Source organism: Streptomyces atriruber, from assembly GCF_001418325.1.
GTDB classification, from domain to species: domain Bacteria; phylum Actinomycetota; class Actinomycetes; order Streptomycetales; family Streptomycetaceae; genus Streptomyces; species Streptomyces atriruber.
This window is the reverse complement of sequence record NZ_LIPN01000155.1, coordinates 1-24,497: the sequence shown is the minus strand read 5'-3', so window position 1 is coordinate 24,497 and position 24,497 is coordinate 1. Positions and strand designations below refer to the sequence as shown.

20 protein-coding genes and 1 pseudogene are annotated in these 24,497 nt (G+C 72.3%); 12 read left to right on the top strand and 9 right to left on the bottom strand.

What is annotated here, in order from left to right; genetic code table 11:
• Positions 1-505, bottom strand: a 505-nt coding sequence (locus tag AOK03_RS17450) for an MBL fold metallo-hydrolase (protein ID WP_157868984.1), incomplete at its 3' end; no start/stop codon positions are given.
• 175 nt (positions 506-680) lie between these two features.
• Here AOK03_RS17450 and AOK03_RS17445 point away from each other — a divergent pair.
• The 6 genes from AOK03_RS17445 to AOK03_RS45010 all read left to right on the top strand — a co-directional run bounded on the left by AOK03_RS17445 (position 681) and on the right by AOK03_RS45010 (position 9,379).
• Positions 681-2,171 (top strand): aldehyde dehydrogenase, encoded by a 1,491-nt coding sequence (locus AOK03_RS17445; protein WP_055566199.1) that lies wholly within the window; start codon positions 681-683, stop codon positions 2,169-2,171.
• Complete coding sequence (locus AOK03_RS17440) at positions 2,171-2,404, top strand: ferredoxin (protein WP_055566198.1); 234 nt, start codon at positions 2,171-2,173, stop codon at positions 2,402-2,404. Before AOK03_RS17445 ends, AOK03_RS17440 begins: the two co-directional genes overlap by 1 nt.
• A 332-nt stretch (positions 2,405-2,736) precedes the next feature.
• On the top strand, positions 2,737-5,454 hold the full coding sequence (gene lanKC, locus AOK03_RS17435; RefSeq protein WP_055566197.1) for a class III lanthionine synthetase LanKC: 2,718 nt from the start codon (positions 2,737-2,739) through the stop codon (positions 5,452-5,454).
• Positions 5,455-5,503: 49 nt separating this feature from the next.
• Positions 5,504-5,629: a SapB/AmfS family lanthipeptide gene (locus AOK03_RS40300; protein ID WP_063792514.1), complete on the top strand. Its 126-nt coding sequence runs from the start codon at positions 5,504-5,506 to the stop codon at positions 5,627-5,629.
• Between the two features lie 100 nt (positions 5,630-5,729).
• The gene (locus AOK03_RS17430) at positions 5,730-7,466 is read left to right on the top strand and encodes an ABC transporter ATP-binding protein (protein WP_055566196.1); all 1,737 of its coding nucleotides are present in this window, start codon (positions 5,730-5,732) and stop codon (positions 7,464-7,466) included.
• Positions 7,463-9,379, top strand: a complete 1,917-nt coding sequence (locus AOK03_RS45010) for an ATP-binding cassette domain-containing protein (protein WP_157868983.1) — start codon at positions 7,463-7,465, stop codon at positions 9,377-9,379. The genes AOK03_RS17430 and AOK03_RS45010 overlap by 4 nt, the downstream gene beginning before the upstream one ends.
• Here the strand turns inward: AOK03_RS45010 and AOK03_RS43460 are convergent.
• Both AOK03_RS43460 and AOK03_RS17420 read right to left on the bottom strand, forming a co-directional pair.
• Positions 9,305-9,787 (bottom strand): annotated as a pseudogene (locus AOK03_RS43460) (LuxR C-terminal-related transcriptional regulator); the annotation flags it as partial. The gene AOK03_RS45010 and the pseudogene AOK03_RS43460 overlap by 75 nt on opposite strands.
• A 234-nt stretch (positions 9,788-10,021) precedes the next feature.
• Positions 10,022-10,642: a TetR family transcriptional regulator gene (locus AOK03_RS17420; RefSeq protein WP_055566195.1), complete on the bottom strand. Its 621-nt coding sequence runs from the start codon at positions 10,640-10,642 to the stop codon at positions 10,022-10,024.
• Positions 10,643-10,856: 214 nt separating this feature from the next.
• On the opposite strand from AOK03_RS17420, the gene AOK03_RS17415 reads away from it, so the two are divergent.
• The 3 genes from AOK03_RS17415 to AOK03_RS17405 are packed head-to-tail and all read left to right on the top strand — an operon-like array spanning position 10,857 to position 14,067.
• Positions 10,857-12,224: a glycosyltransferase family 4 protein gene (locus AOK03_RS17415; RefSeq protein WP_055566194.1), complete on the top strand. Its 1,368-nt coding sequence runs from the start codon at positions 10,857-10,859 to the stop codon at positions 12,222-12,224.
• Positions 12,224-12,988, top strand: coding sequence for a class I SAM-dependent methyltransferase (locus AOK03_RS17410; protein ID WP_055566193.1), 765 nt, complete (start codon positions 12,224-12,226; stop codon positions 12,986-12,988). Before AOK03_RS17415 ends, AOK03_RS17410 begins: the two co-directional genes overlap by 1 nt.
• The gene (locus tag AOK03_RS17405; protein WP_055566192.1) at positions 12,985-14,067 is read left to right on the top strand and encodes a prenyltransferase/squalene oxidase repeat-containing protein; all 1,083 of its coding nucleotides are present in this window, start codon (positions 12,985-12,987) and stop codon (positions 14,065-14,067) included. The genes AOK03_RS17410 and AOK03_RS17405 overlap by 4 nt, the downstream gene beginning before the upstream one ends.
• A gap of 15 nt (positions 14,068-14,082) precedes the next feature.
• Here the strand turns inward: AOK03_RS17405 and AOK03_RS17400 are convergent, their stop codons facing one another.
• A complete protein-coding gene (locus AOK03_RS17400; protein ID WP_055566191.1) occupies positions 14,083-14,376 on the bottom strand; it encodes a hypothetical protein in 294 nt (97 codons plus the stop codon).
• A gap of 139 nt (positions 14,377-14,515) precedes the next feature.
• On the opposite strand from AOK03_RS17400, the gene AOK03_RS17395 reads away from it, so the two are divergent.
• A complete protein-coding gene (locus AOK03_RS17395) occupies positions 14,516-15,067 on the top strand; it encodes a hypothetical protein (protein WP_055566201.1) in 552 nt (183 codons plus the stop codon).
• Here the strand turns inward: AOK03_RS17395 and AOK03_RS17390 are convergent.
• The 5 genes from AOK03_RS17390 to AOK03_RS17370 all read right to left on the bottom strand — a co-directional run bounded on the left by AOK03_RS17390 (position 15,064) and on the right by AOK03_RS17370 (position 20,856).
• On the bottom strand, positions 15,064-16,074 hold the full coding sequence (locus AOK03_RS17390; RefSeq protein ID WP_055566190.1) for an LLM class F420-dependent oxidoreductase: 1,011 nt from the start codon (positions 16,072-16,074) through the stop codon (positions 15,064-15,066). The two genes, AOK03_RS17395 and AOK03_RS17390, sit on opposite strands and share 4 nt — an antisense overlap.
• A 123-nt stretch (positions 16,075-16,197) precedes the next feature.
• Positions 16,198-17,055 carry a hypothetical protein gene (locus AOK03_RS17385; RefSeq protein WP_055566189.1) on the bottom strand — a complete coding sequence of 286 codons (858 nt, stop codon included), beginning with the start codon at positions 17,053-17,055 and terminating at the stop codon, positions 16,198-16,200.
• Between the two features lie 176 nt (positions 17,056-17,231).
• Positions 17,232-18,263: an N-acetylmuramoyl-L-alanine amidase gene (locus AOK03_RS17380; RefSeq protein ID WP_055566188.1), complete on the bottom strand. Its 1,032-nt coding sequence runs from the start codon at positions 18,261-18,263 to the stop codon at positions 17,232-17,234.
• Positions 18,264-18,309: 46 nt separating this feature from the next.
• The gene (locus AOK03_RS17375; RefSeq protein WP_055566187.1) at positions 18,310-18,966 is read right to left on the bottom strand and encodes a class I SAM-dependent methyltransferase; all 657 of its coding nucleotides are present in this window, start codon (positions 18,964-18,966) and stop codon (positions 18,310-18,312) included.
• A gap of 156 nt (positions 18,967-19,122) precedes the next feature.
• Positions 19,123-20,856, bottom strand: a complete 1,734-nt coding sequence (locus AOK03_RS17370) for an MFS transporter (protein WP_055566200.1) — start codon at positions 20,854-20,856, stop codon at positions 19,123-19,125.
• A gap of 265 nt (positions 20,857-21,121) precedes the next feature.
• Between AOK03_RS17370 and AOK03_RS17365 the strand changes: the two genes are divergently transcribed.
• Entirely contained in the window at positions 21,122-23,308 is a 2,187-nt protein-coding gene (locus AOK03_RS17365; protein ID WP_055566186.1) for an acyl-CoA dehydrogenase family protein, read from the top strand.
• 15 nt (positions 23,309-23,323) lie between these two features.
• Positions 23,324-24,497: lipid-transfer protein (locus tag AOK03_RS17360; protein WP_055566185.1), on the top strand; the 1,174-nt coding region annotated here is incomplete at its 3' end.

Sequence of the window (24,497 nt, the reverse complement as noted above, 5' to 3'; positions counted from 1 at the left end):
CGGGGGTGATGCCGCGGTCGGGGAGGGCGGGGGCGAGGCCGGGGAGCTTGCGGGGGCGGCCCTCTTCGCGGGCCCGGATCAGCGGGGCGAGGTGCTCGGCGGGGGCTCCGGCGGCCGTGAGCTTGTCCACCAGGTACGCGTACCAGCGGTCCGGCGGGTTCGAACGGGTGCGGCGGACCACGGACGCGTCGGCGTCGTGCATGGCGAGCCACGCCCCGGAGGCGTCCCGGACCTTGGCGGAGAGGCCGTGGTGGTCGGGGTGGTGGTGCGTGATGACGACGCCGTGCACGTCGGCGACCGCGACGCCGCACGCGGCGAGTCCGGCGACGAGGGTGTCCCAGGACGTCGGGTCGTCCCAGCCGGTGTCGACGAGGACCGGTCCGGCGTCGGTGTCCAGGAGGTGGACGAGGGTGAAGCCGAGGGGGTTGTCGGGGATCGGGACCTTGATGCTCCGGACGCCGCCGCCGTGCTCGATCACCGGCGGGTCCGTCACCTGCGGGGTCATGGGGCCTCGTCTCTGTTCGCCGGGTGCCATCACTATAACTAGAACTAGTTCCAATAGTCGCCCAAGTCGACTGTCTGGAGGCTGCGTTGCCCCTTCCGTCCGTGGACTCCACGAACTAGAACTGGTATCAGTTCTGAAACCGTGTCAGGAAACGCTCCGCAGGAGGCAGTCAGCCATGACCGAGCTCGTGGAACACGGACAGCTGTTCATCGGCGGGGAGTTGGTCGACCCGCTCGGAAAGGACGTCATCGACGTCGTCTCCCCGCACACCGGAGAGGTCTTCGCCCGGGTGCCGCACGCCGCCCCCGCCGACGTGGACCGCGCCGTCGCCGCCGCCCGCAAGGCCTTCGAGCACGGTCCCTGGCCGCGCATGACCCTGGACGAGCGCATCGAGGTCATCGCGAAGATCAAGGACGGGTTCGCGGTGCGCCACGAGGAGATCGCCCGCGTCATCAGCACCGAGAACGGCACCCCCTACACCTCCAGCGTGATGGTGCAGGCCCTCGCCGCGATGATGGTGTGGGACGCCGCGATCACCGTCGCCCGCGACTTCCGGTACGAGGAGGAGCGCGACGGCGTCCTCGGCAAGCTGCTCGTCCGGCGCGAACCGGTGGGCGTCGTCGCGGCCGTCGTGCCCTGGAACGTCCCGCAGTTCACCGCCGCCGCCAAGCTGGCGCCCGCCCTGCTCGCCGGGTGCCCGGTGATCCTCAAGACCTCCCCGGAGGCGCCTCTCGACGCGTACATACTCGCCGAGCTCGCGGCCGAGGCGGGCCTGCCCGAGGGGGTGCTCTCCATCGTCTGCGCGGACCGCGAGGTGAGCGAGTACCTCGTCGGGCACCCCGACGTCGACAAGGTGTCCTTCACCGGGTCCGTCGCCGCGGGCAAACGCGTCATGGAGGTCGCCGCCCGCAACCTCACCCGTGTGACGCTGGAGCTGGGCGGCAAGTCGGCCGCGGTCGTCCTGCCGGACGCCGACGCGGCCACCGCCGTCGCGGGCATCACCCCGTTCGCCTGGATGATCAACGGCCAGGCGTGCGTGGCCCAGACCCGCATCCTCGTGCCGCGCACCCGCTACGACGAGTTCGCCGAGGCCTTCTCCGCCGCGGCCGGTGCCCTCAAGGTCGGCGACCCCCTCGACCCCGCCACCGAACTCGGCCCGCTGGTCGCCCAGCGGCAGCAGCAGCGCTCCCTCGACTACATCCGCATCGGCCAGGAGGAGGGCGCCAAGATCCTCGCGGGCGGCGGCCGTCCGCCCGGCCTCGACCAGGGCTGGTACGTGGAGCCGACGCTGTTCGGCGGCGTCGACAACTCGATGCGCATCGCCCGCGAGGAGATCTTCGGCCCCGTCATCTGCCTGCTGCCCTACGGCGACGAGGACGAGGCGGTACGGATCGCCAACGACTCCGACTACGGGCTCAGCGGCAGCGTCTGGACCGCCGACACCGAGCGCGGCATCGACATCGCGCGCCGGGTGCGCACGGGAACGTACTCCGTGAACACCTTCAGCCTCGACATGCTCGGCCCCTTCGGCGGCTACAAGAACTCCGGCCTCGGGCGCGAGTTCGGCCCCGAGGGATACGGCGAGTACTTCGAGCACAAGATGATCCACCTCCCGGCGACGTACGTCTCACCCGGCGGCGTGGCGGGCGAAGGGACCGGTGCCTGATGGGCGACCGCTGGCACGTCGAGGTCGACCGGTCCGTCTGCATCGGCTCCGGGATGTGCGTGCTCACCGCGCCCGGCCGCTTCGAGCTGGACACCGCCCGCCAGTCGCACCCCACCGCGCCCGAGACCGACGCAGGCGAAAAGGTCCTGGAGGCGGCGGAGGGCTGCCCGGTCGAGGCGATCACGATCACGCTGGCGGAAGGCGGGGAGGTCGTGTTTCCGCCGGAGGACTAGGGCCTGTCCGGCGGATCATGGCGTGGGTCGTGGGTCGCGGGCCCTGGCACGCCCGTCTGCCGCGTTGCCGCCCTCCTCCGCCTCGCAGCCGCACGCACCAGACCCCGCTCACCGGCACCACAGGGCTGGACGCCACACTCCCGCGCCCTGATCCGCCGGACAGACCCAAGGACGTCGCGTGCTGTCCCGTCCGTGAGTGTTCTCCGCTCTCGAACATGAGCGAACGGGACTTTACCCATGCGTTTCGCACGGCGTTCTGATGACACACGTGACTGTTCCGCCCCTTTGCGCCCTGGAAATCTCTCTGCCACGCCGAGCGGAGAGGGGACACCATGGACAAGCGGTACGAGGTCTACTGTCTGGCCGACAGGCACTTCTACGAGACCCCGGACCGGCTGTCGTCCAAGGGCGCCTCGAGCGCTCCCGAGTTCCCGGTGGCGGGCCGCCCCGTCCCCGCCGGCTGGCGCTCCGGGCGCGTCGGCGACTGGCTCTCCCTCGTCCCCGTGGGCGACGACGGGACCGCGCTGCCCGCACCGCAGCAGGGCTGGAAGATCCACGTCTCCGCGACCCTGCAGAACGCGGACCGCGTCGCGTCGATCGTCTGGGACCACTGCGTGCCCCGCCGCATCCCCTTCAAGTTCGTACCGGCCAGACACCTCCTGCACCTGCGCAACAGCAAGTACGCGGGCCGCGACCACAGCGGCAAGGCCGTCACCGTCTACCCCGCGGACGAGGCACAACTGCAGGAGGTCCTGCACGACCTCGGGGATCTGCTGGAGGGCACCGAGGGCCCGTACATCCTCACCGACCTGCGCTGGCGGCAGGGCCCGCTGTACGTCAGGTACGGCGCCTTCACCCGGCGCATGTGCGACAACGGCAAGGGCACCATGGTCCCCGCCATCGAGGACGCCGACGGGCAGCTCGTGCCCGACCCGCGCGATCCCGCCTTCAAGGTGCCCGAGTGGGTGACGCTGCCGCCCTTCCTGGAACCGGCGCTCGCGGCCCGCAACAAGACCACCGTCTCCGACCTGCCGTACCGCATCGAGAAGGCCCTGCACTTCTCCAACGGCGGCGGTGTCTACGCGGGTACCGACACCCGCGACGGCCGCAAGGTCGTCCTCAAGGAAGGCCGCCCGCACGCGGGCCTCGCCTCCGACGGCGCCGACGCCGTGGCCCGGCTCGAACGCGAGAAGGACGCCCTGGAGAAGCTCTCCGGACTCGGCGTGGCCCCCGAGGTGCGCGACTGGTTCCTCCTCGACGGCCACCGCTTCCTCGTCATGGACTTCCTCGAAGGCTCCACCCTCAACTCGTTCTTCGCCCACCGGCACCCGCTCTGCACCAGCGAACCCGACGCCGCGGCCATCTCCGAGTACACGGCCTGGGCGCTGCGCATGCACCGCGCCGTCGAGGAAGCCGTCACCGCCGTGCACGAGCGGGGCGTCGTCTTCAACGACCTGCACCTCTTCAACATCATGGTCGCGCCCGACGAACGGTCCGTCTCCCTCCTCGACTTCGAGGCGGCGACGGCCGTGGGCGACCGGGGCCGCCAGGTCGTCGCGCACCCCGGCTTCCTCGCACCGCCCGACCGCACCGGCACCGACATCGACCGGTACGCCCTCGCCTGCCTGCGCCTCGCCCTCTTCCTGCCGATCACCTCGCTGCTCTCCATCGACCGGGCCAAGGCCGCACACTTCGCCCAGGTGATCGCCGCCGAATTCCCCGACGTACCGGAGGAGTTCCTGGCCGAAGCGGTGGCGGAGATCGAACACGGCCCGCGAGGCCGGGCCGGGGGGAACAAGCCGGCGCCGGTCCGCGCGGGAGAGACGGAGGCCCTCGGAGAGGGAGTCCCGAAGGGGGACCGGACCGGCGCCACCCGGCGCACGGCAGGGGCGACCGCACCCCTGGTCGACCCCGCCGACTGGCCCTACAGCCGCGACTCGATGGTCAAGGCCATCCTCGCCTCGGCCACCCCCGAGCGCGACGACCGGCTCTTCCCCGGCGACATCGCGCAGTTCTCCGACGGCGGCGGACTCGGCATCGCGCACGGCGCGGCCGGTGTGCTGCTCGCACTCGCCGAGAGCGGCGCCGAACGCTACGAGGAGGGCGAGCGCTGGCTCCTCGCGCACACCGCACCGACCCCGCTCGGCACCCCACTGGGCCTGCACGACGGACTCGCGGGGATCGCCCACGTACTGGACCGGCTCGGCCACCGCACCCGCGCCCTCGACCTCATCGGCCTCGTCCTGGCCGAGAACTGGGAGCGGCTCCCCTCCGACCTGTACGGCGGCCTCGCCGGACTGGGCCTCGCCCTCGACGCCCTCGCACGGAGCACGGGCGAGAGCGACCTCGCCCGCCACGCGGAGCGGGCGGCCGAACTCCTCGCCGAACGCCTCACCGCCGAGGACACGGAACGCGCCCCCAAGGTCGGCCGGCGCCGGGCAGGACTGCTGCGCGGTGCCACCGGACCCGCCCTGTTCTTCCTGCGCCTCCACGAGCGGACCGGCGACCCCGCGCTCCTCGACCTGGCGGCCCGCGCCCTGCGCACGGACCTCGCCCAGTGCGTCACCCAGGAACGCGACGGCAGCCTCGCGGTCAACGAGGGCTGGCGCACCATGCCCTACCTCGGCGAGGGCAGCGTCGGCATCGGCATGGTCCTCGACGACTACCTCGAACACCGCGACGACGCCGACTTCGAGGCGGCACGCCCCGGCATCCTGGCCGCCGCGCGCTCCCGCTTCTGCGTGCAGCCGAGCCTGTTCCAGGGCCGGGCCGGCCTGCTGGCCCACATGAACCGCAGCACCGCCCCGGGCATCACGCCCGAGGACATCGCGGAGCAGATCGAGGAACTCGGCTGGTTCGCCATGTCGCACGCGGGCCAGCTCGCCTTCCCAGGGCACCAGATGCTGCGCCTGTCCATGGATCTCCACACCGGGACGGCGGGCTGCCTCCTCGCAATCGCCGGAGCGCTCGGCGACGGCGGAGCGCACGTCCCCTTCCTGCCGCCCCTGCGGCGGCCCCAGAGCCGGTCCCGCCTCACGGCGGGGTCGTGACACAACCCCATAAAGGCAAGTCAACTCCCCCAAGAGAGAGGGAAGTTTCATGGCACTCCTCGACCTGCAGAGCATGGAATCCGACGAGATGACGGGTGGCGGCCACGGTGGCGGCGGCAGCCTGGCCAGCCTGCTCCTCTGCTGGAGCGACGCGAGCGTCGTTCTGTGTCTCTGATGCCTGACCGCAGCTGAGCGGCACGGCTTCGCAGGCCCGGGCGGCACCCCGAAGAGGGTCCGCCCGGGCCCACACACCGAGCGACGGAGATCCGGAGCGCATGGCGACGACGACCACTCGTCCGCAGCACCCGCGGCCATCCGCGGCCGGCACCCGCCTGCTGGGCGCGGCGACCCGGTACAGCGCCGCCCGCTGTGCGGTCCTCGCCCTCTGTGCCGTCGCGGCATCGGGCGCCACCCTGCTCCTGCCGTTCGCGATCGGCCACGCCCTGGACGCCGTCCTCACCGGTCAGCTGACCGGCCGCGGCGACACCGACGCGACCCGCTGGATCCTCGCCTGCGCCGCACTGATCGGCGCGAGCGCCCTCCTCGACGCCGTCGACGGCGTCCTCACCGGCACCACCAACGCCCGCACCACGGCCTGGCTGCGCGGCCGCGTCGTACGCCACGTACTCGCCGTCGGACCCCGCACCACCGCACGCTTCGCCCCCGGCGACCTGGTCGCGCGCCTCATCGACAACGCGGCACACGCGGGCATCGCGCCCGCCACCTCCGCCGCGCTCCTCGCCGCCCTGGTCACACCCGTCGGCGCCGTGATCGCCCTCGCCCTCATCGACGGCTGGCTCGCCGTGGTCTTCGTCGTGGGAGCCCCCGTCCTCTTCCTGCTGCTGCGGGCGTTCGTCCGCGTCTCCTCCGACTGCGTGGCCCGCTACCAGCACGTACAGGGGGACATCGCGGGCCGCCTCGGCGAGGCGATCGGCGGGGCGCGGACCATCGCGGCGGCGCACACCGAGGACAAGGAGGCGGCGCGGGTCCTGCGGACGCTGCCCGAACTCGCCCGCCAGGGACACCGGATGTGGCGGGTCCAGGGCCGCTCCCAGGCGCAGGCCGTCGCCGTCGCGCCGCTGCTGCAGATCGCGGTCGCCGCGGTGGCGGGCCACCTGGTGCTCCAGGAGCGCATCAGCGTCGGCGACCTGCTGGCCGCGTCCCGGTACGCGGTACTCGCCACCGGCGTCGGCATGCTCGTCGGACAGCTCGGCGGCCTGGTGCGGGCGAGGGCCGCGGCACGGCGCCTCGGCGAGGTGCTCGCGGAGCCCGGGACCGAACACGGCACGGCCGGGCTCCCGCCCACGGGCGGCCTGCTGGAGCTGCGTGGGGTCAGGGTGAGCCGCGGCGGACGCACCGTGCTCGACGGCGTCGACCTGACGGTGCCCGCGGGCGGCACGGTCGCCGTGGTCGGCCGGTCCGGCGCGGGCAAGTCCCTGCTCGCCTCCCTCGCCGGACGGCTCGCCGACCCCGACGAAGGAGTCGTACGCCTCGACGGCGTCCCACTGGACTCGCTCAGCCGCGAGGAACTGCGCCGCGAGGTCGGCTACGCCTTCGAACGGCCCGCGCTGCTCGGCCGGACCCTGGAGGGCACGATCGGCTTCGGCGCCCCGCGCCCCACACCGGAACGCGTCCGTGACGCGGCCCGCGCCGCCCGCGCCGACACCTTCATCACCCGCCTCCCCGACGGCTACGCCACCCGCTGCGCCGAAGCCCCCCTCTCCGGAGGCGAGGCCCAACGCCTCGGCCTGGCACGGGCGTTCGCACGCGGCGGACGGCTCCTGATCCTCGACGACGCCATGTCGAGCCTGGACACGGTGACGGAGCACCACATCGCCGAGGCCCTGCTCCGCCACACCCCGCACCGCAGTCGGCTGATCATCGCCCACCGTGCGGCGACGGCGGCCCGCGCGGACGCGGTGGCCTGGCTGCACGAAGGCCGGATCCGGGCGGTGGGCACGCATGCGGAGCTGTGGGAGCGGCCGGAGTACCGGGAGGTGTTCGGCGCGTGAAGCCTTCCGGCGCGCGGCCTTCCGCCAAGCCCGGCCCGTACCGCAGGGGCGTCCGCTTCCTGCGGCGCCGGTGGCCCGTGGTGCTGCGGCTCGTGCTCTGGTCGGTGCTGGAGACCGGGCAGACGTTCCTCACCGGGTACGCCCTCGCGCACGCCCTGGACGACGGGTTCCTCGACGGGGACGAGGCGGTCGGCCTCGGCTGGCTGGGCGCGGCCGCACTCGGCGTGGTGATCGCCGCGTACGGCACGGGGCAGGTCTACCGCGCGGTCGCCGACCTGGTGGAGCCGATGCGGGACTCGCTGGTGCGGCAGGTCGTCGGGCGCGGCCTGCGCGAGGCGGACGGCGCCGCCGTGTCCCGGCTCACCCAGCAGGTGGAGATCGCGAGGGACACCTTCGCGGGTCTGGTGATGGTGTCCCGCTCCTTCGTCTTCACGGCGGCGGGCGCGCTGATCGGACTGTTCTCGCTGGACCCGCTCCTGCTCCTGGTGGTCGCGCCGCCGCTGCTCGCCGGGATCGTCCTGTTCGTGGCGACGCTGCGGCCGCTGGCCCGCAGGCAGGAGGAGTTCCTGGTCGCGGACGAGGAGCTGGCCGGTCAACTGGGCGTCGTGTGCCCGGGGTTGCGGGACGTCGCGGCGGCAGGAGCGGAGCAGGGCGTGGCCGAGGACCTGGACCGGGGTGTCGCCGCGGAGTACGCGGCGGCGGGCGCGCTCGCCCGCTGGGGCATCCTGCGCACGGTGGCCCTGGCGACCGGCGGCCAGCTCCCGCTGGTCCTGCTCCTCGCCACGGGCCCCTGGCTCCTGGACAACGGAGTGACGCCGGGTGCCCTGGTGGGCGCTCTGGCCTACGTCACCCAGGCGCTGCTCCCCGCCCTTCACAACCTGGTCCACGGCCTGGGCACGAGCGGCTCCCGCCTGGCGATCGTCCTGCGGCGCCTCACGTGGGACCCGCCGGAGACGGCCGAGGGCTCCGGGGGCTCGGAGATCTCTGCGGCCTCTGTGGCACATGAGGTCTCTTTGGCCTCTGAGGTCTCCCAGGGTGACGCGCCCGCCCCCGCCCTCCGTCTCACCTCGCTCACCTTCGCCTACGGTCCCCACGCCGAGCCCGTCCTGAATGACCTGGACCTCACCCTCGCCCGGGGCGAGCACCTCGCCGTCGTCGGACCGAGCGGTATCGGCAAGTCCACGATGGCCGGAATCGTCGCGGGACTGCTCGAACCGGACGAGGGAGACGTGCGTGTCTACGGACTTCCCGTGCGGGGCGAGGGTGCCGTGGGGCGGCGCGTGCTGATCCCTCAGGAGGCGTACGTCTTCACCGGGACGCTCCGCGACAACCTGAGCCATCTGCGGGAGGACCCCGTCCCCGAGCGGGAGATGCTCGCCGCCGCCGACGTCGTCGGTCTGGCCCCGCTCGTCGAGCGGCTCGGCGGACCGGACGCGGAGCTGGCGCCCGACGAACTGTCGGCCGGGGAACGGCAGTTGATCGCGCTGACCCGCGCCTATCTCTCGTGCGCCCCGCTCGCGATCCTCGACGAGGCGACCTGCCACCTCGACCCGGTCGCGGAGTCCCGCGCCGAGCGGGCCTTCGCCGCCCGCCCGGGCGGCACTCTGGTGGTGATCGCGCACCGCATCAGCTCGGCCCGCCGGGCCGACCGCATCCTGGTGATGGACGGGGCGAACGCCCTGTGCGGCCGGCACGACGAGCTGCTGGAGCGTTCTCCCCTCTACCGGGACCTCAACGGCGCGGGGGAATGGGGTTCACACCCATCCCTCGCCCTGCGAGATCCTTATCGCGTCGATCCTGTTCCGCGCCCCGGTCTTCCGGGTGATCGCGGCCATGTAGTTGCGCACCGTGCCGTTGGACAGATGGAGGCTGTTCGCGATCTCGGCGACCGACGCGCCGCCGGCGGCGAGTGAGAGCACGCTCAACTCGCGCCGGGTGAGCGGCATCTGCGCGGCCTTGAGAAAGCCGAACCCCAGCGATTCGTCGACGAACCGCCGGCCCGCCGCCACCTGCCTGATCCCCGCGAGCAGCCGTTCCAGCGGACTCGCCTTGTTCACATAACCGAGTGCGTCCGCCTCCGCCGCCCTTCGTAACTGTCCCGGCCGGTTGGCGGTGGCGAGCACCAGCACCCGGCAACCCCTGCCCAGCGCCGACGGCCCGGTCAGTTCGCCGAGCGGCGCCAGTGCGTAGGTCGCCTCGTCATCGAGGTCCACCACACACAAGTCCGGTCGTACGCTCCGTTGCCGCCCGCGTGCGTGAGACCACGGCGCGTGGAACACCTCCAGATCCGGCTCGCGGGCGAGTTGCTCCGCCAGAGCCATTCTCAACAGACAGGCGTCGTGCACGAGTAGAACCCGGATCACGCTCTGCCCCTCCAGCTTCCCGCCCCGGTTGCTCCGTTCAAGCACGCAGACCATTCATAGCGGTGAGTACCCCGGTCGTGACACTGAGAACTGGCCAAGGGGGAGGGCAGGGGCGCATTTGCCGTACGACTGTGCGCCCCCTGTGCGTCGGACGGGTGACGGACGACTTATGGGCAGAACGCCGTCGGCAGGCTATGCGTGCGGCTCCGCGGTGAGGTCGATGAGGCGGCACACCGTCTCGATGTCGATCTTCACCTGGGCGATGGAGGCGCGCCCCGACAGCCAGGTGATCAGCGCCGAGTGCCAGGTGTGCTCGATGACCCGCACCGCGGACAGCTGCTGCGCGGTCGGCGTCTCCGCAAGTCCCATCGCGTCCAGGATGATCGCCGTCGTCAGCCGGGACACCGTGTCGACCTCGGGGCTCACCGAGCGGTCCGCGAAGGTCAGCGCCCGCACCATCGCGTCCGCCAGGTGCGGCTCGCGCTGCAGCGCGCGGAAGGCCCTCATCAGGGTCTCGGCGACCCGCTCGGCGGGCGTCTCACCGGCCGGCGGGCGCTTGCGGATCGTCGTGTGCATGTGCTGCAGCTGGTCCTGCATGGTGGCGACCAGCAGATGGACCTTGGAGGGGAAGTAGCGGTAGAGCGTGCCGAGGGCGACCCCCGCGGCCTCGGCGACCTCGCGCATCTGTACGGCGTCGAAGCCGCCCCGGCTGGCCAGCTGCGCGCTGGCGTGCAGGATGCGGCGGCGGCGCGCCTCCTGGCGCTCGGTGAGGGGCGGCGCCGCGGGGTTCGCCGTCCTGACTTCCGCTGTCATGTCGATGCCCCTCCGAATACGCCTCGCGAGATCGCACAGCATGGCAGGGAGCCCGTCGTGGCGCGAATCACCTGATCCGGGCCTTACACCTCGCCTACCTGCCGGTAGATTCAAAGCTCGTTCAGCGATCATTCAGCGATCAAGTCTGAAACTTGTTCTAGATTACCGTCCCGGCGTAACCTCGCGGAGAACTGCAGGGAGAAGGGGGCCGAGAGTGACCGCTGAGGCCATGGAAGCGGGCCCCCGAAAGGGCTCCGGCGGCGACGGCGAGCGCCCGCTGCGCATCGCCCTCCTCACGTACAAAGGGAACCCGTTCTGCGGGGGACAGGGTGTCTACGTACGCCACCTCTCGCGCGAACTCGCCCGGCTCGGCCACAGCGTCGAAGTGATCGGCGCGCAGCCCTACCCCGTCCTCGACGAGGGCCTCGACGGCCTCAAGCTCACCGAGCTGCCGAGCCTGGACCTCTACCGCTCGCCCGACCCCTTCCGCACGCCCCGGCGCGACGAGTACCGCGACTGGGTCGACGCCCTCGAAGTGGCGACGATGTGGACCGGCGGCTTCCCCGAGCCCGTCACCTTCAGCCTGCGGGCCCGGCGGCATCTGCGCGCCCGGCAGGGCGAGTTCGACGTCGTGCACGACAACCAGACCCTCGGGTACGGCCTGCTCGGCGACCTCGGCGCGCCCCTCGTCACCACGATCCACCACCCCATCACCGTCGACCGGCAACTGGAGCTGGACGCCGCGCCGGACTGGAAGCGCCGCGCCTCCGTCCGCCGCTGGTACGCGTTCACCCGCATGCAGAAGCGCGTCGCGCGCCGCCTCCCCTCGGTCCTCACCGTCTCCGGTACGTCCCGGCAGGAGATCGTCGACCACCTCGGCGTCCGCGCGGACCGCATCAAGGTCGTCCACATCGGCGCCGACACCGGTCTCTTCTCGCCGGACCCGGCCGTCCCCGAAGTGCCCGGCCGCATCGTGACCACCTCCAGCGCCGACGTGCCCCTCAAGGGGCTGATCCACCTCGTCGAGGCGCTCGCCAAGGTCCGTGCCGACCACCCCGGCGCCCACCTCGTCGTCGTCGGCAAGCGCGCCGAGGACGGCCCCGTCGCCCAGGCCATCGAGCGCCACGGCCTCGAAGGCGCTGTCGAATTCGTCAAGGGCATCACCGACGCCGAACTCGTCGACCTCGTCCGCTCGGCGCAGGTCGCCTGCGTCCCCTCGCTGTACGAGGGGTTCTCGCTCCCCGCGGCGGAGGCGATGGCCACCGGCACCCCGCTCCTCGCGACCACCGGCGGCGCGATCCCGGAGGTCGCGGGCCCCGACGGGGAGACCTGCCTCGCCGTGCCGCCGGGCGATGCCGGGGCGCTGGCGCACGGCCTGAACCGGCTGCTCGGCGACGGCGAGCTGCGGGCCAGGCTCGGCGCCGCGGGGCGCGCACGCGTCCTCGCCAAGTTCACCTGGGCCCAGGCCGCCAAGGGCACGGCCGACCGCTACCGCGAGGCCATGGACCGCTCCGCGGCCACGCACCCCGGCCGCGCCGCGGCCACCACGACGTACTCGACGCACTCCGGGAGCCATCGCTGATGCTGACCGTCGACTTCACCCGCTTCCCGCTCGCCGCGGGCGACCGCGTCCTCGACCTGGGCTGCGGCGCGGGCCGGCACGCCTTCGAGTGCTACCGGCGCGGCGCGCAGGTGGTGGCCCTCGACCAGAACGCCGAGGAGATCCGCGAGGTCGCCAAGTGGTTCGCCGCGATGAAGGAGGCCGGTGAGGCACCGGCGGGCGCCACGGCCACCGCGATGGAGGGCGACGCGCTCAACCTCCCCTTCCCCGACGAGTCGTTCGACGTCGTGATCATCTCCGAGGTCATGGAGCACATCCCCGACGACAAGGGCGTCCTCGCCGAGATGGTGCGCGTCCTCAAGCCGGGCGGCCGCATAGCGGTCACGGTCCCGCGGTACGGCCCGGAGAAGGTCTGCTGGGCCCTCTCGGACGCCTACCACGAGGTCGAGGGCGGCCACATCCGCATCTACAAGGCGGACGAACTCCTCGGCCGGATGCGGGAGTCCGGCCTCAAGCCGTACGGCACGCACCACGCGCACGCGCTGCACGCCCCGTACTGGTGGCTCAAGTGCGCGTTCGGCGTCGACAACGACAAGGCGCTGCCCGTGCGGGCGTACCACAAGCTGCTCGTCTGGGACATCATGAAGAAGCCCCTCGCGACGCGCGTCGCCGAGCAGCTGCTCAACCCCGTCGTCGGCAAGAGCTTCGTGGCGTACGCGACCAAGCCGCACCTCCCGAAGACCACCGCCGAAACCGACGTCGACGCCGCGGCGGCCGCCAAGTGACGAGCCCGGAGCGGACCGAACACCTCGTCCTGCCCGGCGTCCTGACGGCCGATCAGGCCGTGGCGACGGTGCGCGGCATCCTCGCCGTGCAGCGCGAGGACGGCGCCATCCCGTGGTTCCGCGGACACCACCTGGACCCGTGGGACCACACCGAGGCCGCCATGGCGCTGGACGCGGCGGGCGAGCACGCGGCCGCCGAGCGTGCCTACGACTGGCTCGTGCGCCACCAGAACCCAGACGGCTCCTGGTACGCGGCGTACGCCGACGGGGATCCGCACGACGTCACCGACCGCGGCCGCGAGACCAACTTCTGCGCCTACCTCGCGGTCGGCGTCTGGCACCACTACCTCTCGACCGGCGACGAGGCGTTCCTGGACCGCATGTGGCCCGCCGTGGCCGCCGCCGTCGAGTTCGTGCTCGGGCTCCAGCAGCCGGGCGGGCAGATCGGCTGGAAGCGGGAGCCGGACGGCACCCCGGTGACCGACGCGCTCCTGACCGGCTCCTCCTCCATCCACCAGGCACTGCGCTGCGCCCTCGCCATCGCCGAGCAGCGCGAAGAGCCGCAGCCCGACTGGGAGTTGGCCGCGGGCGCCCTCGCGCACGCGATCCGCCACCACCCCGAGCGCTTCCTCGACAAGGACCGCTACTCGATGGACTGGTACTACCCGGTCCTGGGCGGCGCGCTGACCGGTGTGGCCGCCAAGTCCCGTATAGAGGAGGGCTGGGAGCGCTTCGTCGTGCCCGGCCTCGGGGTGCGCTGCGTGGTGCCCAACCCCTGGGTCACCGGCGGCGAGAGCGCCGAACTCGCCCTCGCCCTCTGGGTGTTGGGGGAGTCCGACCGCGCCCTGGACATCCTGCAGTCCATCCAGCACCTGCGCGACCCGGAGTCGGGCCTGTACTGGACGGGCTATGTCTTCGACGACAAGGCGATCTGGCCCGAGGAGCTCACCACCTGGACGGCGGGCTCGCTCCTGCTCGCCGTGGCCGCGCTGGGCGGGGACGAGGCGACCTGCGCGGTCTTCTCGGGCGAGCGGCTGCCCCGGGGCCTGGACCCGGACTGCTGCGCACCGCCCCGGTAACCGCTGCGCACCGCCTCAGTAGCGGCGCAGCCGCCCCGCGACGGCGTGGCCGATGAACAGGTAGACGACGGCCGCGAGGCCGTAGCCCGCGACGACCCGGGCCCAGTCCTCGTCGAACGTGAACAGGTCGTGGGACCAGCCCGCCAGCCACCGGGCCGCGTCGTGGATGAACTGGACCAGGTCGTTGGCGCGGTTCGCGTCCAGCAGGTACATCAGGATCCACAGGCCGAGGATGGCGGCCATGACGTCGGCGACGATCACTATGATCCGTGCCGCGGTGCTGCCGTGGGAGTTCCGCGTGGGAGACATGGAGACCGGATACCAGGGAGAGCCCCGTTGAAACCCGTACGGGGGAGCCCCGGTGGCGTGGCGTGGCGGCCGGGGCGAGGCTGCGGAGAGGTCCGCGCTCTCCCACGGGCCGCTCAGCTCCCGTCTGGAGGCCCCCGTCGTGCCCAGCCCCGTACCCGTCCGCCGCGCCGCGGTCTCCCTCACGCTCTGCGGCACCCTGCTGGCCGGCGCGACGGCCTGTGGCGGCAGCGGTGAGAGCACCGCCTCCGCGGCGGCGCCGTCCACCAGCAGCAGCGCCGAGAAGCAGAAGTTCGCCAAGACCCGCTTCGTCGCCAACGCGGGCCTCGCCGCCGGGGCGACGTACCAGTGGATCGTGAAGCCGTACCGCGCGGGCAAGTTCAAGAAGGGCGCGGGCGGCCGGAAGTTCGCCCTCATCAAGGCGGGTCTCGCGGGCGCGTTCACGTACAACAGGCTGAAGGCCGCGACGAAGAACGCGAAGGGCGACCCGACCCTCTCCAAGGCGGTCGCCCCGCTGACCTCCGGCATCGACGCCCTGAAGGACCTGCCGTCCAAGCTCCGCAAGGGCGAGGGCACGGACTCGGTGGTGAACTCCTTCGACGGCATCATCAAGGACATCAAGGGCGCGGGCAGCAGCGCGGGCGCCGAGGTGAAGGACAAGGTGCCGTCGGCGGGAGACCTGACGAAGGGCTAGGAGTTGAGCTCGGCCAGGACCCGCAGCGTGTGCGGGTCCGGGGCGAGCACCAGCAGGTCCGTCACCGGACCCTTGCGCCACAGCTCCAGCCGCTCCGCGATCCGCGCCCGCGGCCCGACCAGCGAGATCTCGTCGGCGAAGGCGTCGGGCACCGCGAGGACCGCCTCCTCCCTGCGCCCCGCGAGGAACAGCTCCTGGATGTGCCGGGCCTCGGCCTCGTACCCCATGCGCGCCATCAGGTCGGCGTGGAAGTTGCGGGCGGAGTGCCCCATCCCGCCGATGTAGAAGCCGAGCATGGCCTTCACGGGGAGCAGGCCCTCGGCGACGTCGTCGCACACCTTGGCCCGGGCCATCGGGGCGATCAGGAAGCCCTCGGGCACGTCGGCGAGCGACGCCTCGTACACGTCCGTCCGCAGCGGCGACCAGTACAGCGGCAGCCAGCCGTCCGCGATCCGGGTCGTCTGCGCGATGTTCTTCGGACCCTCCGCGCCGAGCAGGACCGGCAGGTCGGCGCGGAGGGGATGGGTGATCGGCTTGAGGGCCCTGCCGAGTCCGGTGCCGTCCTCGCCGTCGTACGGATGGGAGTGGAAGCGGCCCGCCAGCTCCACGGGTCCCTCGCGCCGCAGGACCTGCCGGATCACCTCGACGTACTCGCGGGTCGCGGTCAGCGGCGACCTCGGGAACGGCTGCCCGTACCAGCCCTCCACCACCTGCGGCCCCGAGAGCCCGAGGCCGAGCATCATCCGCCCGCCGGAGAGGTGGTCCAGGGTGAGCGCGTGCATGGCGGTGGTGACGGGGGAGCGCGCCGCCATCTGCGCGACGGCCGTGCCCAGCCGGATCCGCGAGGTTCGCGCGGCGATCCAGGTCAGCGGGGTGAAGGCGTCCGAGCCCCAGGCCTCGGCGGTCCACACGGAGTCGTAGCCGAGCCGCTCGGCCTCCTGGGCCAGGGCGACGTGTCCGGGATCGGGGCCGCGCCCCCAGTATCCGAGTGCGAGCCCGAGCCGCATGTGTCCTCCCCGTCCAGCCTGAACCATTCCTGACGGTGCGTCAGTTTTCTGCCGGGTGGTGACTGTACGACAACGGCCCCCCGCCCGGAAGGGCGAGGGGCCGCGGTACTGCCTTGCGTGGGATCAGCCGCGCTGGATCCCCGTGGTGTCCTGCAGCACGCCGCGACGGCCGTCCTGCGTCTGGGCCACCAGGCCGGGACCGCGCTGCTCGACGGCCAGGTACCAGGTACCCGGAGCCAGCTCGGCGATCGGCGTGGGCGAGCCGTCCTCCGCGTACAGCGGACGCGGCACCGGCACGGCGAACCAGAACGGCGAGAAGTCACCGGCGGGCTGCGCCTGCGCGGGCGGCGGGGTCTGCCCGGCCTGCGGCTGGCCACCGAAGGACTGGCCCTGCGGCTGGCCCGGCTGGCCGCCGTAGGGCGCACCCGGCTGCGGCTGACCGGCACCGGCGCCCGGGTAGCCGTACCCACCCTGCGGCTGACCGCCGTAGGGCTGCGGGGCCATGGGCTTCGGGCCGCCCATGAGGGGGGCCTTCAGAGCAGGAACGATCAGCCCGGCGACCGCACCGGCGGCGAGCGCCAGGGCGGCGATCAGACCGAGGATGAGGCCGACACCGGCGTCCGGGGAGTCTCCGCGGCCGAGCGAGCTGTCGAAGAAGAAGCCGTAGGACTGGTCGGTGTCGAAGATCGCACCGAGCGAGCTCCAGGCGGCGGCGATGGCGAACGCCACACCGAGCTGGCCGAGGTCGAGGCCCGCGACCTTGCGCTGCTGCGGCAGCGCGCGGCCGACGACGATGAGAGCCGCACCGATGATGCCGAGCAGGTACACGCTCAGCAGCAGGTTGCCGTTTTCCCAGGCGTTCGGCAGCTTGTCACTGGGGGCGCCTTCGATGTCGAGGGTGTCGAGGAACGAAGCGATGAAGAGCAACACCGCTGCTCCGATCACCACGCCGTCGCCTCGAGTGAGGGAGCGGAAATTCACTTCAGGGTCCTTCGTCAGTCGTCTCGTCAGTGGAGGCGTCGCTGTCGCTGTAGTCGCGGTCGTGTCGCGGTGCGCGAAGCGCGGGGGTGGCCCCTCATCGTAGGGAGGACAATATCGTCAGTACGCGCGGGGTGTCTGCTCGGGATAAAGACGTCCACGCTTCATCGCGAAGACGTTCACCTCTGCTTCCGCAGGAACCCCGTGATTCCCTCGGAAATCCCCTGCGCCGCCTTCTGGCGCCACGTACCGCTCGTCAGCAGGGCCTCGTCCTTGGCGTCCCGCATGTTCCCGCACTCGATGAACACCTTGGGGACGGTGGAGAGGTTGAGGCCGCCGAGGTCCGTGCGGGTGTCGAGGCCGGTGCCGCCGCCGATGTAGTTCGAGGGGGCGCTGCCCGTCGCGCTCACGAACTCTCCGGCGATGCGCTCGCCCAGCTCCTTGGAGGGCGCGACGATCGCCGAGGTGTCGGCCGAACCGGACCGCACCTTCCCCGGCATGATCACGTGATAGCCGCGGTTGCCCGCGCCCGAGCCGTCGGCGTGGATGGAGACCACCGCGTCGGCGTGCGCCTTGTTGCCGATCTGGGCCCGCTCGTCGACGCAGGGGCCCCACGGGCGGTCGCCGTCCTGCGTGAACTTGACCGTGGCGCCCTGCTTTTGGAGCAGCGTCCGCAGCCGGTGCGAGACGTCCAGGGTGAACTTCGCCTCGGTGTAGCCGTGGTTGGTGGACGTGCCCGTCGTGTCGCACTCCTTGCGGTTCGTGCCGATGTCGACCTGGCGGTTGATCTCCGACGCGTGGCGGAAGTTGCCGGGGTTGTGGCCGGGGTCGATCACGACGACCTTGCCCTTGAGGGGGCCGCTCGCGGCCGGGACACCGCCGGGCGGCTTCGTGGCCGAATCGTTGTCGTCGGCGTCCCCGCCCTTGCCGTCCTTGTCGCCCTTGTTCTTTTCCTCGCCCTGATCGGAGGCTTTGCTTCCGGATGGGGAGGGCGTGGCGGAGCCGGGCGACGCGTCCTGTCCGGCGGACGCGCTCGCCGAGGCGGGCAGCGATCTCGCCGGTTCGTTCCCGTCGGGCCCGCTCGTGGCCTGGTAGACGAGCCAGCCCGCCAGACAGGTCGGCACCAGCGCGGCGGCGGCCACGGTCAGCGGACGGCCGATGCGGCGCCTGGGCGGCTGGGAGGGATCGAATTCCGGACCTACGTACGACACGAGGGCGAGCCTATCCGCGAGGTCGGGCCCCCCGCTCCTGTTGGCGTCAGATACCCGGGGCCGTGCGCCGCAGCACGCGCAGCGAGTCCGCCACCGCGACCTCCGTGAACGCGCCGGACTCCAGAGCCCTGAGGTAGACGCGGTACGGCGCCTGCCCGGTCATGATGTCGACCGGGTCGGGAAAGACGTCGTGGATGACGAGCAGCCCGCCCTCGGCGACGTGCGGCGCCCAGCCCTCGTAGTCGGCCGTGGCGTGCTCGTCCGTGTGGCCGCCGTCGATGAAGACCAGGCCGAGCGCGCCGCCCCACGCCTTCGCCACCTGCGGCGAGCGTCCGACGACCGCGATCACGTGGTCCTCCAGGCCCGCCTTGTGCAGCGTGCGGCGGAAGGTGGGCAGCGTGTCCATCCGGCCGACCTCGGGGTCCACCGTCGCCGGGTCGTGGTACTCCCAGCCGGGCTGCTGCTCCTCGCTGCCGCGGTGGTGGTCGACGGTGATGGCGGTCACCCCGGCCTGCCGGGCCGCGTCGGCGAGCAGGATCGTGGAGCGGCCGCAGTACGTGCCGACCTCCAGGAGCGGCAGGCCGAGCGCGGCGGCCTCCGTCGCGGCCGCGTAGAGCGCGAGCCCCTCGTCGCGCGGCATGAAGCCCTTGGCGGCCTCGAAGGCGGCGAGAATATCCGGCTCGGGCTCGGCGACGGCGGCCATGGGTTCCTCCAGGTCGTACGCGTGCGGGCAGGCGTTTGAGCGTATGGATGGGGTCGTACGCGTGTATGGCCGCCCATGATGCACGGCACCCCCGTCACCGGAGTGACGGGGGTGGGTGGTTCCGGCGCGCGCCCCGGGCTCGGGCCAGGGCCTGCCTCAGGCCGGTACGTCGCTGCTGCCCGGCAGTGAAAGGTCCAGCTCGACGGGGCGGTCCTGGCCGGGGTGGGCCGCCGCCGACGCCAGCGGGCCGTGGCCGGTGGCCCGCACCGCCAGGACGTACGAACCGTCGCCGGGCACGGCCAGCTCGTACCGCCCGCCGTCGTCCGTCAGTGCCGCGCCCGCCTGACGGCCGCTGCGGTCGATCAGCGTGACCTTCGCGCGGGGGACGGGCGTCCCGTCCGCGCCCCGCACCTGTCCGTGGAAGCCCGCGAGCACCTGGACGGCGCGCTCCAGGTTGGCGTCCTCCTCGCTGCTGGCGCGCAGCTGCGTGGTGGCCGGGCGGCGGGCGGAGGGCAGCATGAGCGCGAAGAGCAGACCGATGGCGACCGCGCCGCCGGCGATCAGGAACGAGACGCGGAAGCCGTGCATGGTGGGCACGGCGACGCCCCCGACGTGGTTCGCGGTGTTGGCGAGGACCATGCCGATCACGGCGCTCGACACCGACGTGCCGATGGAGCGCATCAGGGTGTTGAGGCCGTTGGCCGCGCCCGTCTCGGACGGGTCGACCGAGCCGATGATGAGTGCGGGCAGCGAGGAGTAGGCGAGGCCGATGCCCGCGCCGAGGAGCACCGAGATGACGATGGTCTGCCAGGCGGCGCTCATCAGGCCGAGCCCGGCGCCGTAGCCGATCGCGATGATCAGCATGCCGAGGATCAGGGTCACCTTCGGGCCGTACTTCGCCGACAGCCGGGCGTAGACGGGGGCGGTGAACATCATCGTCAGGCCGAGCGGCATCACGCACAGGCCCGCCACGACCATCGACTGGCCGAGGCCGTAGCCGGTCGCCGTCGGCAGCTGCAGCAGCTGGGGCAGGACGAGCGAGACGGCGTAGAAGGCGACGCCGACCATGATCGAGGCGAGGTTGGTGAAGAGCACCGAGCGGCGGGCGGTGGTGCGCAGGTCGACCAGTGGGGCCTTGACGCGCAGCTCCATCACGCCCCACAGGACGAGGACGGCGGCCGAGGCGCCGAAGAGACCGAGCGTGAGGGGCGCGCTCCAGCCCCAGTCGCTGCCCTTGGTGATGGGCAGCAGGAAGAGGACGAGTCCGACGGAGAGGCCGAGCGCGCCGAGCACGTCGAAGGTGCCCTGGGCACGGACCGGGCTCTCGGGGACGAACACGAGGGTCAGCAGGATCGAGGCCACGCCGAGGCCCGCGGCACCGAAGAACAGGGCGTGCCAGTCGGCGTGCTGTGCGGTCAGCGCGGCGACCGGCAGGGCGAGGCCGCCGCCGACGCCGATGGAGGAGCTCATCAGGGCCATCGCGGAGCCGAGCTTCTCGCGGGGCAGCTCGTCGCGCATCAGGCCGATGCCGAGCGGGATGGCGCCCATGGCGAAGCCCTGCAGCGCGCGGCCGACGATCATGACGATGAGATCGTCGGTGAAACCGCAGACCAGCGAGCCCACGACCATCACCGCGAGGCTGGTGAGCAGCATCTTCCGCTTGCCGTAGAGGTCGCCGAGACGGCCCATGATCGGCGTGGAGACTGCGCCCGCGAGCAGGGTCGACGTCATGACCCAGGTGGCGTTCGACGGCGAGGTGTTCAGCAGCTCCGGCAGGTCCTTGATGACCGGCACGAGCAGGGTCTGCATCACCGCGACGACGATGCCGGAGAAGGCGAGCACGGGGACGACCCCGCGTATGCCACGTGGTTGGTTCGTCGACATCGACATCGACATTGCTTGGGGCCTCCGGTGCGGAAGGTCGGGCTCGGCGGGAGCGGGAACGTATGTGTAAGCCGAACCTGTTTCCCGGGGCGACTATTCCGACGGATGTCGTACGAGGGGAATTCTTGACCGTTTGTTAACCGAGTCATCAGCCGGACCGCGGGGCGGGCCGTCGGCGGGTCGACCATCCCATGCTCATCTGACCTTCCGTCAGATTGGAACGTGTTCTACTCTGTCGCCGTCCCGGCAGCTGCTACCGGCGAGGATGCGCATGGGGATCGGAATCACGCGGGAACAAAGGGAGTTGGCGTCGGCGGTCCGCGGCTGGATCGCGCGCGCCGTGCCACCCGAGGAGACGCGCAAGCTCCTGGACGGGCCACCGCCCGGCGGCCGCCCCGGCCACTGGGACGGGCTCGCCGGGCAGGGGCTGCTCGGCGTCCACCTGCCCGAGGAGTACGGCGGTGGGGGCGGCGACCTCCTCGACCTCGCCGTGGTCCTGGAGGAGGCGGCGCGGGCCGCGCTCCCCGGACCGTTCGCGGCGAGCTCCCTCGCCTCACTGGTGCTGCGCCGCGCGGGCGCCTCCGCGCTCGCCGCCGACCTGGCCCGCGGTGCCCGCATCGGCGCCGTCGCCCTGGCCCCGGGCACGCTCACCGCCGTCGCCGTCCCCGACGGATACGTGCTCGACGGGGCGTCGCCGCCCGTCCTCTCCGGCGGCGAGGCGGACCTGCTGATCCTGGTCGCCGCATCGGCCGCGGGGCCGGTGTGGCTGGCTATCGACGCCACCACCGCCGCCGCTGTCACTGCCCCGCTGACCGTACGTACACATGACAGCGCCGACCCCACCCGGCCCACCGCCGAAGTGGACGCACGGGCCGCGCACGTCCCCGCCGACCGCGTGCTCGCCGTGGACTCCGCGACCGTCCGGGACCTGGCCGCCGCCGTGCTGGCCGCCGACGCGTGCGGCACGGCCGCGTGGGCGCTGCACACCGCGGCCGAACACGCCAAGGTGCGCGAGCAGTTCGGGCGGCCCATCGGGCAGTTCCAGGGCGTCAAGCACCTCTGCGCCGACATGCTCGTCCGAGTCGAGCAGGCGAGCGCGCTGGCGTGGGACGCGGCCCGCGCGGCGGACGACCACGACGTGCCGGACGACGTGCGCGGCCTGGTCACCGCGCTCGCCGCGGGCACCGCCCTGGACGCCGCGTACTCCTGCGCCAAGGACTGCGTGCAGATCCTCGGCGGCATCGGCTTCACCTGGGAGCACGACGCCCATCTGTATCTGCGCAGGGCGGTCGTGGCACGGCAGTTGCTCGGCGCGGGCGACGCGCACCGGCTGCGCGCCGTGCGCCTCGCGGAGGGCGGCGCGCGCCGCGAACTGCGCCTGGAGCTGCCGGACGAGGCGGAAACGTACCGCGAGCAGGCCCGCGCGGCGCTCGCCCCCGCCCGCGGACTCGACCCGGCCGCGGCCCGCAAGGCCCTCGCCCCCACCGGCTACGCCGCCCCGCACCTCCCCGAGCCGCACGGCCTGGGCGCCGGACCCGTGCGGCAACTCGCCGTCCAGGAGGAGATGAAGGCGGCGGGGATCAGGCTCGGCGACCTCGGGATCGCGACCTGGGTGGTCCCCTCCCTCATCGCGTACGGCACCGAGGAACAGCAGGAGCGCTTCCTGGCCCCCACCCTGCGCGGCGAGCTGCTCTGGTGCCAGCTCTTCAGCGAGCCGGAGGCGGGCTCCGACCTCGCGTCGCTGCGCACGCGCGCCGAGCGCGTCGACGGAGGATGGCGCGTCAACGGCCAGAAGGTGTGGACGAGCGCGGCCCAGTGGTCGGACCACGGGATCCTCCTCGCCCGCACGAACCCGTCGGCGCCCAAGCACAAGGGCCTGACGTACTTCCTCGTGGACATGAAGGCCGCGGGCATCGACGTACGGCCCCTCAAGGAGATCACCGGGGACTCCCTCTTCAACGAGGTGTACTTCGACGACGTCTTCCTCCCCGACGAAGCGGTCGTCGGGGAGATCGACAACGGCTGGCGCGTCGCCCGCGACACCCTCGGCAACGAACGCGTCCACATGGCCGACCAGTTGACCTTCGACACCGGCCTGGAGGCGCTCATCGCGCGCGCCGCCGAACTCGACGGCGCCCACCGCGCCCGCATCGGGGCGCTCGCCGCCGAGGCGCACGCCCTCGCCTGCATCGGACTGCGCACGACCATCCGGCAGGTGGCGGGCGCGGAGCCGGGCGCGGGCGCCGCCGTACGCAAACTCGTCCAGACCCCGCACCAGCAGAAGGTCGCCGAGCTGGCCCTCGAACTCCTCGGCGCGGCGGGCGCGGTGCGCGAAGGACCGGGGGAGCGGGCGCTGCACGGCTTCCTGATGTCGCGCTGCCTGACGATCGCGGGCGGCACCACCCAGGTCCAGCTCAACGTCGTCGCCGAGCGGATCCTCGGCCTGCCCCGAGACTGAAGGAGTACGAACGTCATGAAGAGCTACATCGTCGGCGTCGGGATGACGAAGTTCGAGAAGCCCGAGACGCGCGACTGGCAGTACTGGGACATGGTGAAGGAGGCGGGCACCAACGCCCTGGAGGACGCCGGAATCGCGTACGACCAGGTCGAGCAGGTCCCCGTCGGCTACTGCTTCCAGGCCTCGACGGCCGGTCAGCGCGCCGCCTACGAGCTCGGTCTGACGGGCGTCCCCGTCTACAACGTCAACAACAACTGCGCGACCGGGTCGACCGCCCTGATGATGGCGCGCCAGTTCGTCGAGGGCGGCCTGAACGACTGTGTGCTCGCGCTCGGCTTCGAGAAGATGGCGCGCGGGGCGCTGGGCGGGGGCAGCGATGGTGGAGACTTCAAGACGTCACCGGTCGCCCGGCACTACGGGATCATGGCCGCCCGCCACGGCTTCGAGATGACCCCGCCCACCGCGCAGATCTTCGGCAACGCGGCCCGCGAACACATGGAGAAGTACGGCACGACCGAGGCGCAGCTCGCCGCGGTCGGCGCCAAGAACCACCGGCACTCCACGAACAACCCCTACGCCCAGTTCCAGGACGCGTACACCGTCGACGAGATCCTCGCCGCCAAGACGATCCACCGCCCGCTCACCAAGCTCCAGTGCTCCCCGACGTCGGACGGCGCGGCGGCGGCCGTCGTCGTCTCCGAACGGTTCGTGGAGCGGCACGGCCTGGCGGAGCGCGCGGTGGAGATCGCCGCCCAGGCCATGACCACCGACACCGGCGAGTCCTTCGCCTCCGGGTCGTGCATCGACGCCGTCGGGCAGCCGATGTCACGGGAGGCGGCGCGCCGGGTGTACGAGACGTCCGGGCTCGGCATCGAGGACGTGCACGTCGTCGAGCTGCACGACTGCTTCTCCGTGAACGAACTCCTGACGTACGAGGCGCTCGGCATGTGCGCGCCCGGCGAGTCGGGAAAGCTGGTCGAGAGCGGTGCGACGACATACGGCGGACAGTGGGTGGTGAACCCCTCCGGGGGGCTCATCTCCAAGGGTCACCCGCTGGGCGCGACCGGAATCGCGCAGGTCGCCGAGTTGACCTGGCAGCTGCGCGGCGAGGCGGCGGCACGGCAGGTCGAGGGGGCGCTGGTGGGGCTCGCGCACAACATCGGGCTCGGTGGGGCGGCGGTGGTGACGG

What these genes read in the sequence shown, in the direction of transcription:
- AOK03_RS17370 (WP_055566200.1), bottom strand. Translation starts at nt 20,856, where the DNA reads ATGTCGATGTCGACGAACCAACCACGTGGCATACGCGGGGTCGTCCCC.
- AOK03_RS17420 (WP_055566195.1), bottom strand. Translation starts at nt 10,642, where the DNA reads ATGACAGCGGAAGTCAGGACGGCGAACCCCGCGGCGCCGCCCCTCACC.
- AOK03_RS17430 (WP_055566196.1), top strand. Translation starts at nt 5,730, where the DNA reads ATGGCGACGACGACCACTCGTCCGCAGCACCCGCGGCCATCCGCGGCC.
- AOK03_RS17390 (WP_055566190.1), bottom strand. Translation starts at nt 16,074, where the DNA reads ATGCGGCTCGGGCTCGCACTCGGATACTGGGGGCGCGGCCCCGATCCC.
- lanKC (WP_055566197.1), top strand. Translation starts at nt 2,737, where the DNA reads ATGGACAAGCGGTACGAGGTCTACTGTCTGGCCGACAGGCACTTCTAC.
- AOK03_RS17375 (WP_055566187.1), bottom strand. Translation starts at nt 18,966, where the DNA reads ATGGCCGCCGTCGCCGAGCCCGAGCCGGATATTCTCGCCGCCTTCGAG.
- AOK03_RS17445 (WP_055566199.1), top strand. Translation starts at nt 681, where the DNA reads ATGACCGAGCTCGTGGAACACGGACAGCTGTTCATCGGCGGGGAGTTG.
- AOK03_RS40300 (WP_063792514.1), top strand. Translation starts at nt 5,504, where the DNA reads ATGGCACTCCTCGACCTGCAGAGCATGGAATCCGACGAGATGACGGGT.
- AOK03_RS17410 (WP_055566193.1), top strand. Translation starts at nt 12,224, where the DNA reads ATGCTGACCGTCGACTTCACCCGCTTCCCGCTCGCCGCGGGCGACCGC.
- AOK03_RS17400 (WP_055566191.1), bottom strand. Translation starts at nt 14,376, where the DNA reads ATGTCTCCCACGCGGAACTCCCACGGCAGCACCGCGGCACGGATCATA.
- AOK03_RS17365 (WP_055566186.1), top strand. Translation starts at nt 21,122, where the DNA reads ATGGGGATCGGAATCACGCGGGAACAAAGGGAGTTGGCGTCGGCGGTC.
- AOK03_RS17440 (WP_055566198.1), top strand. Translation starts at nt 2,171, where the DNA reads ATGGGCGACCGCTGGCACGTCGAGGTCGACCGGTCCGTCTGCATCGGC.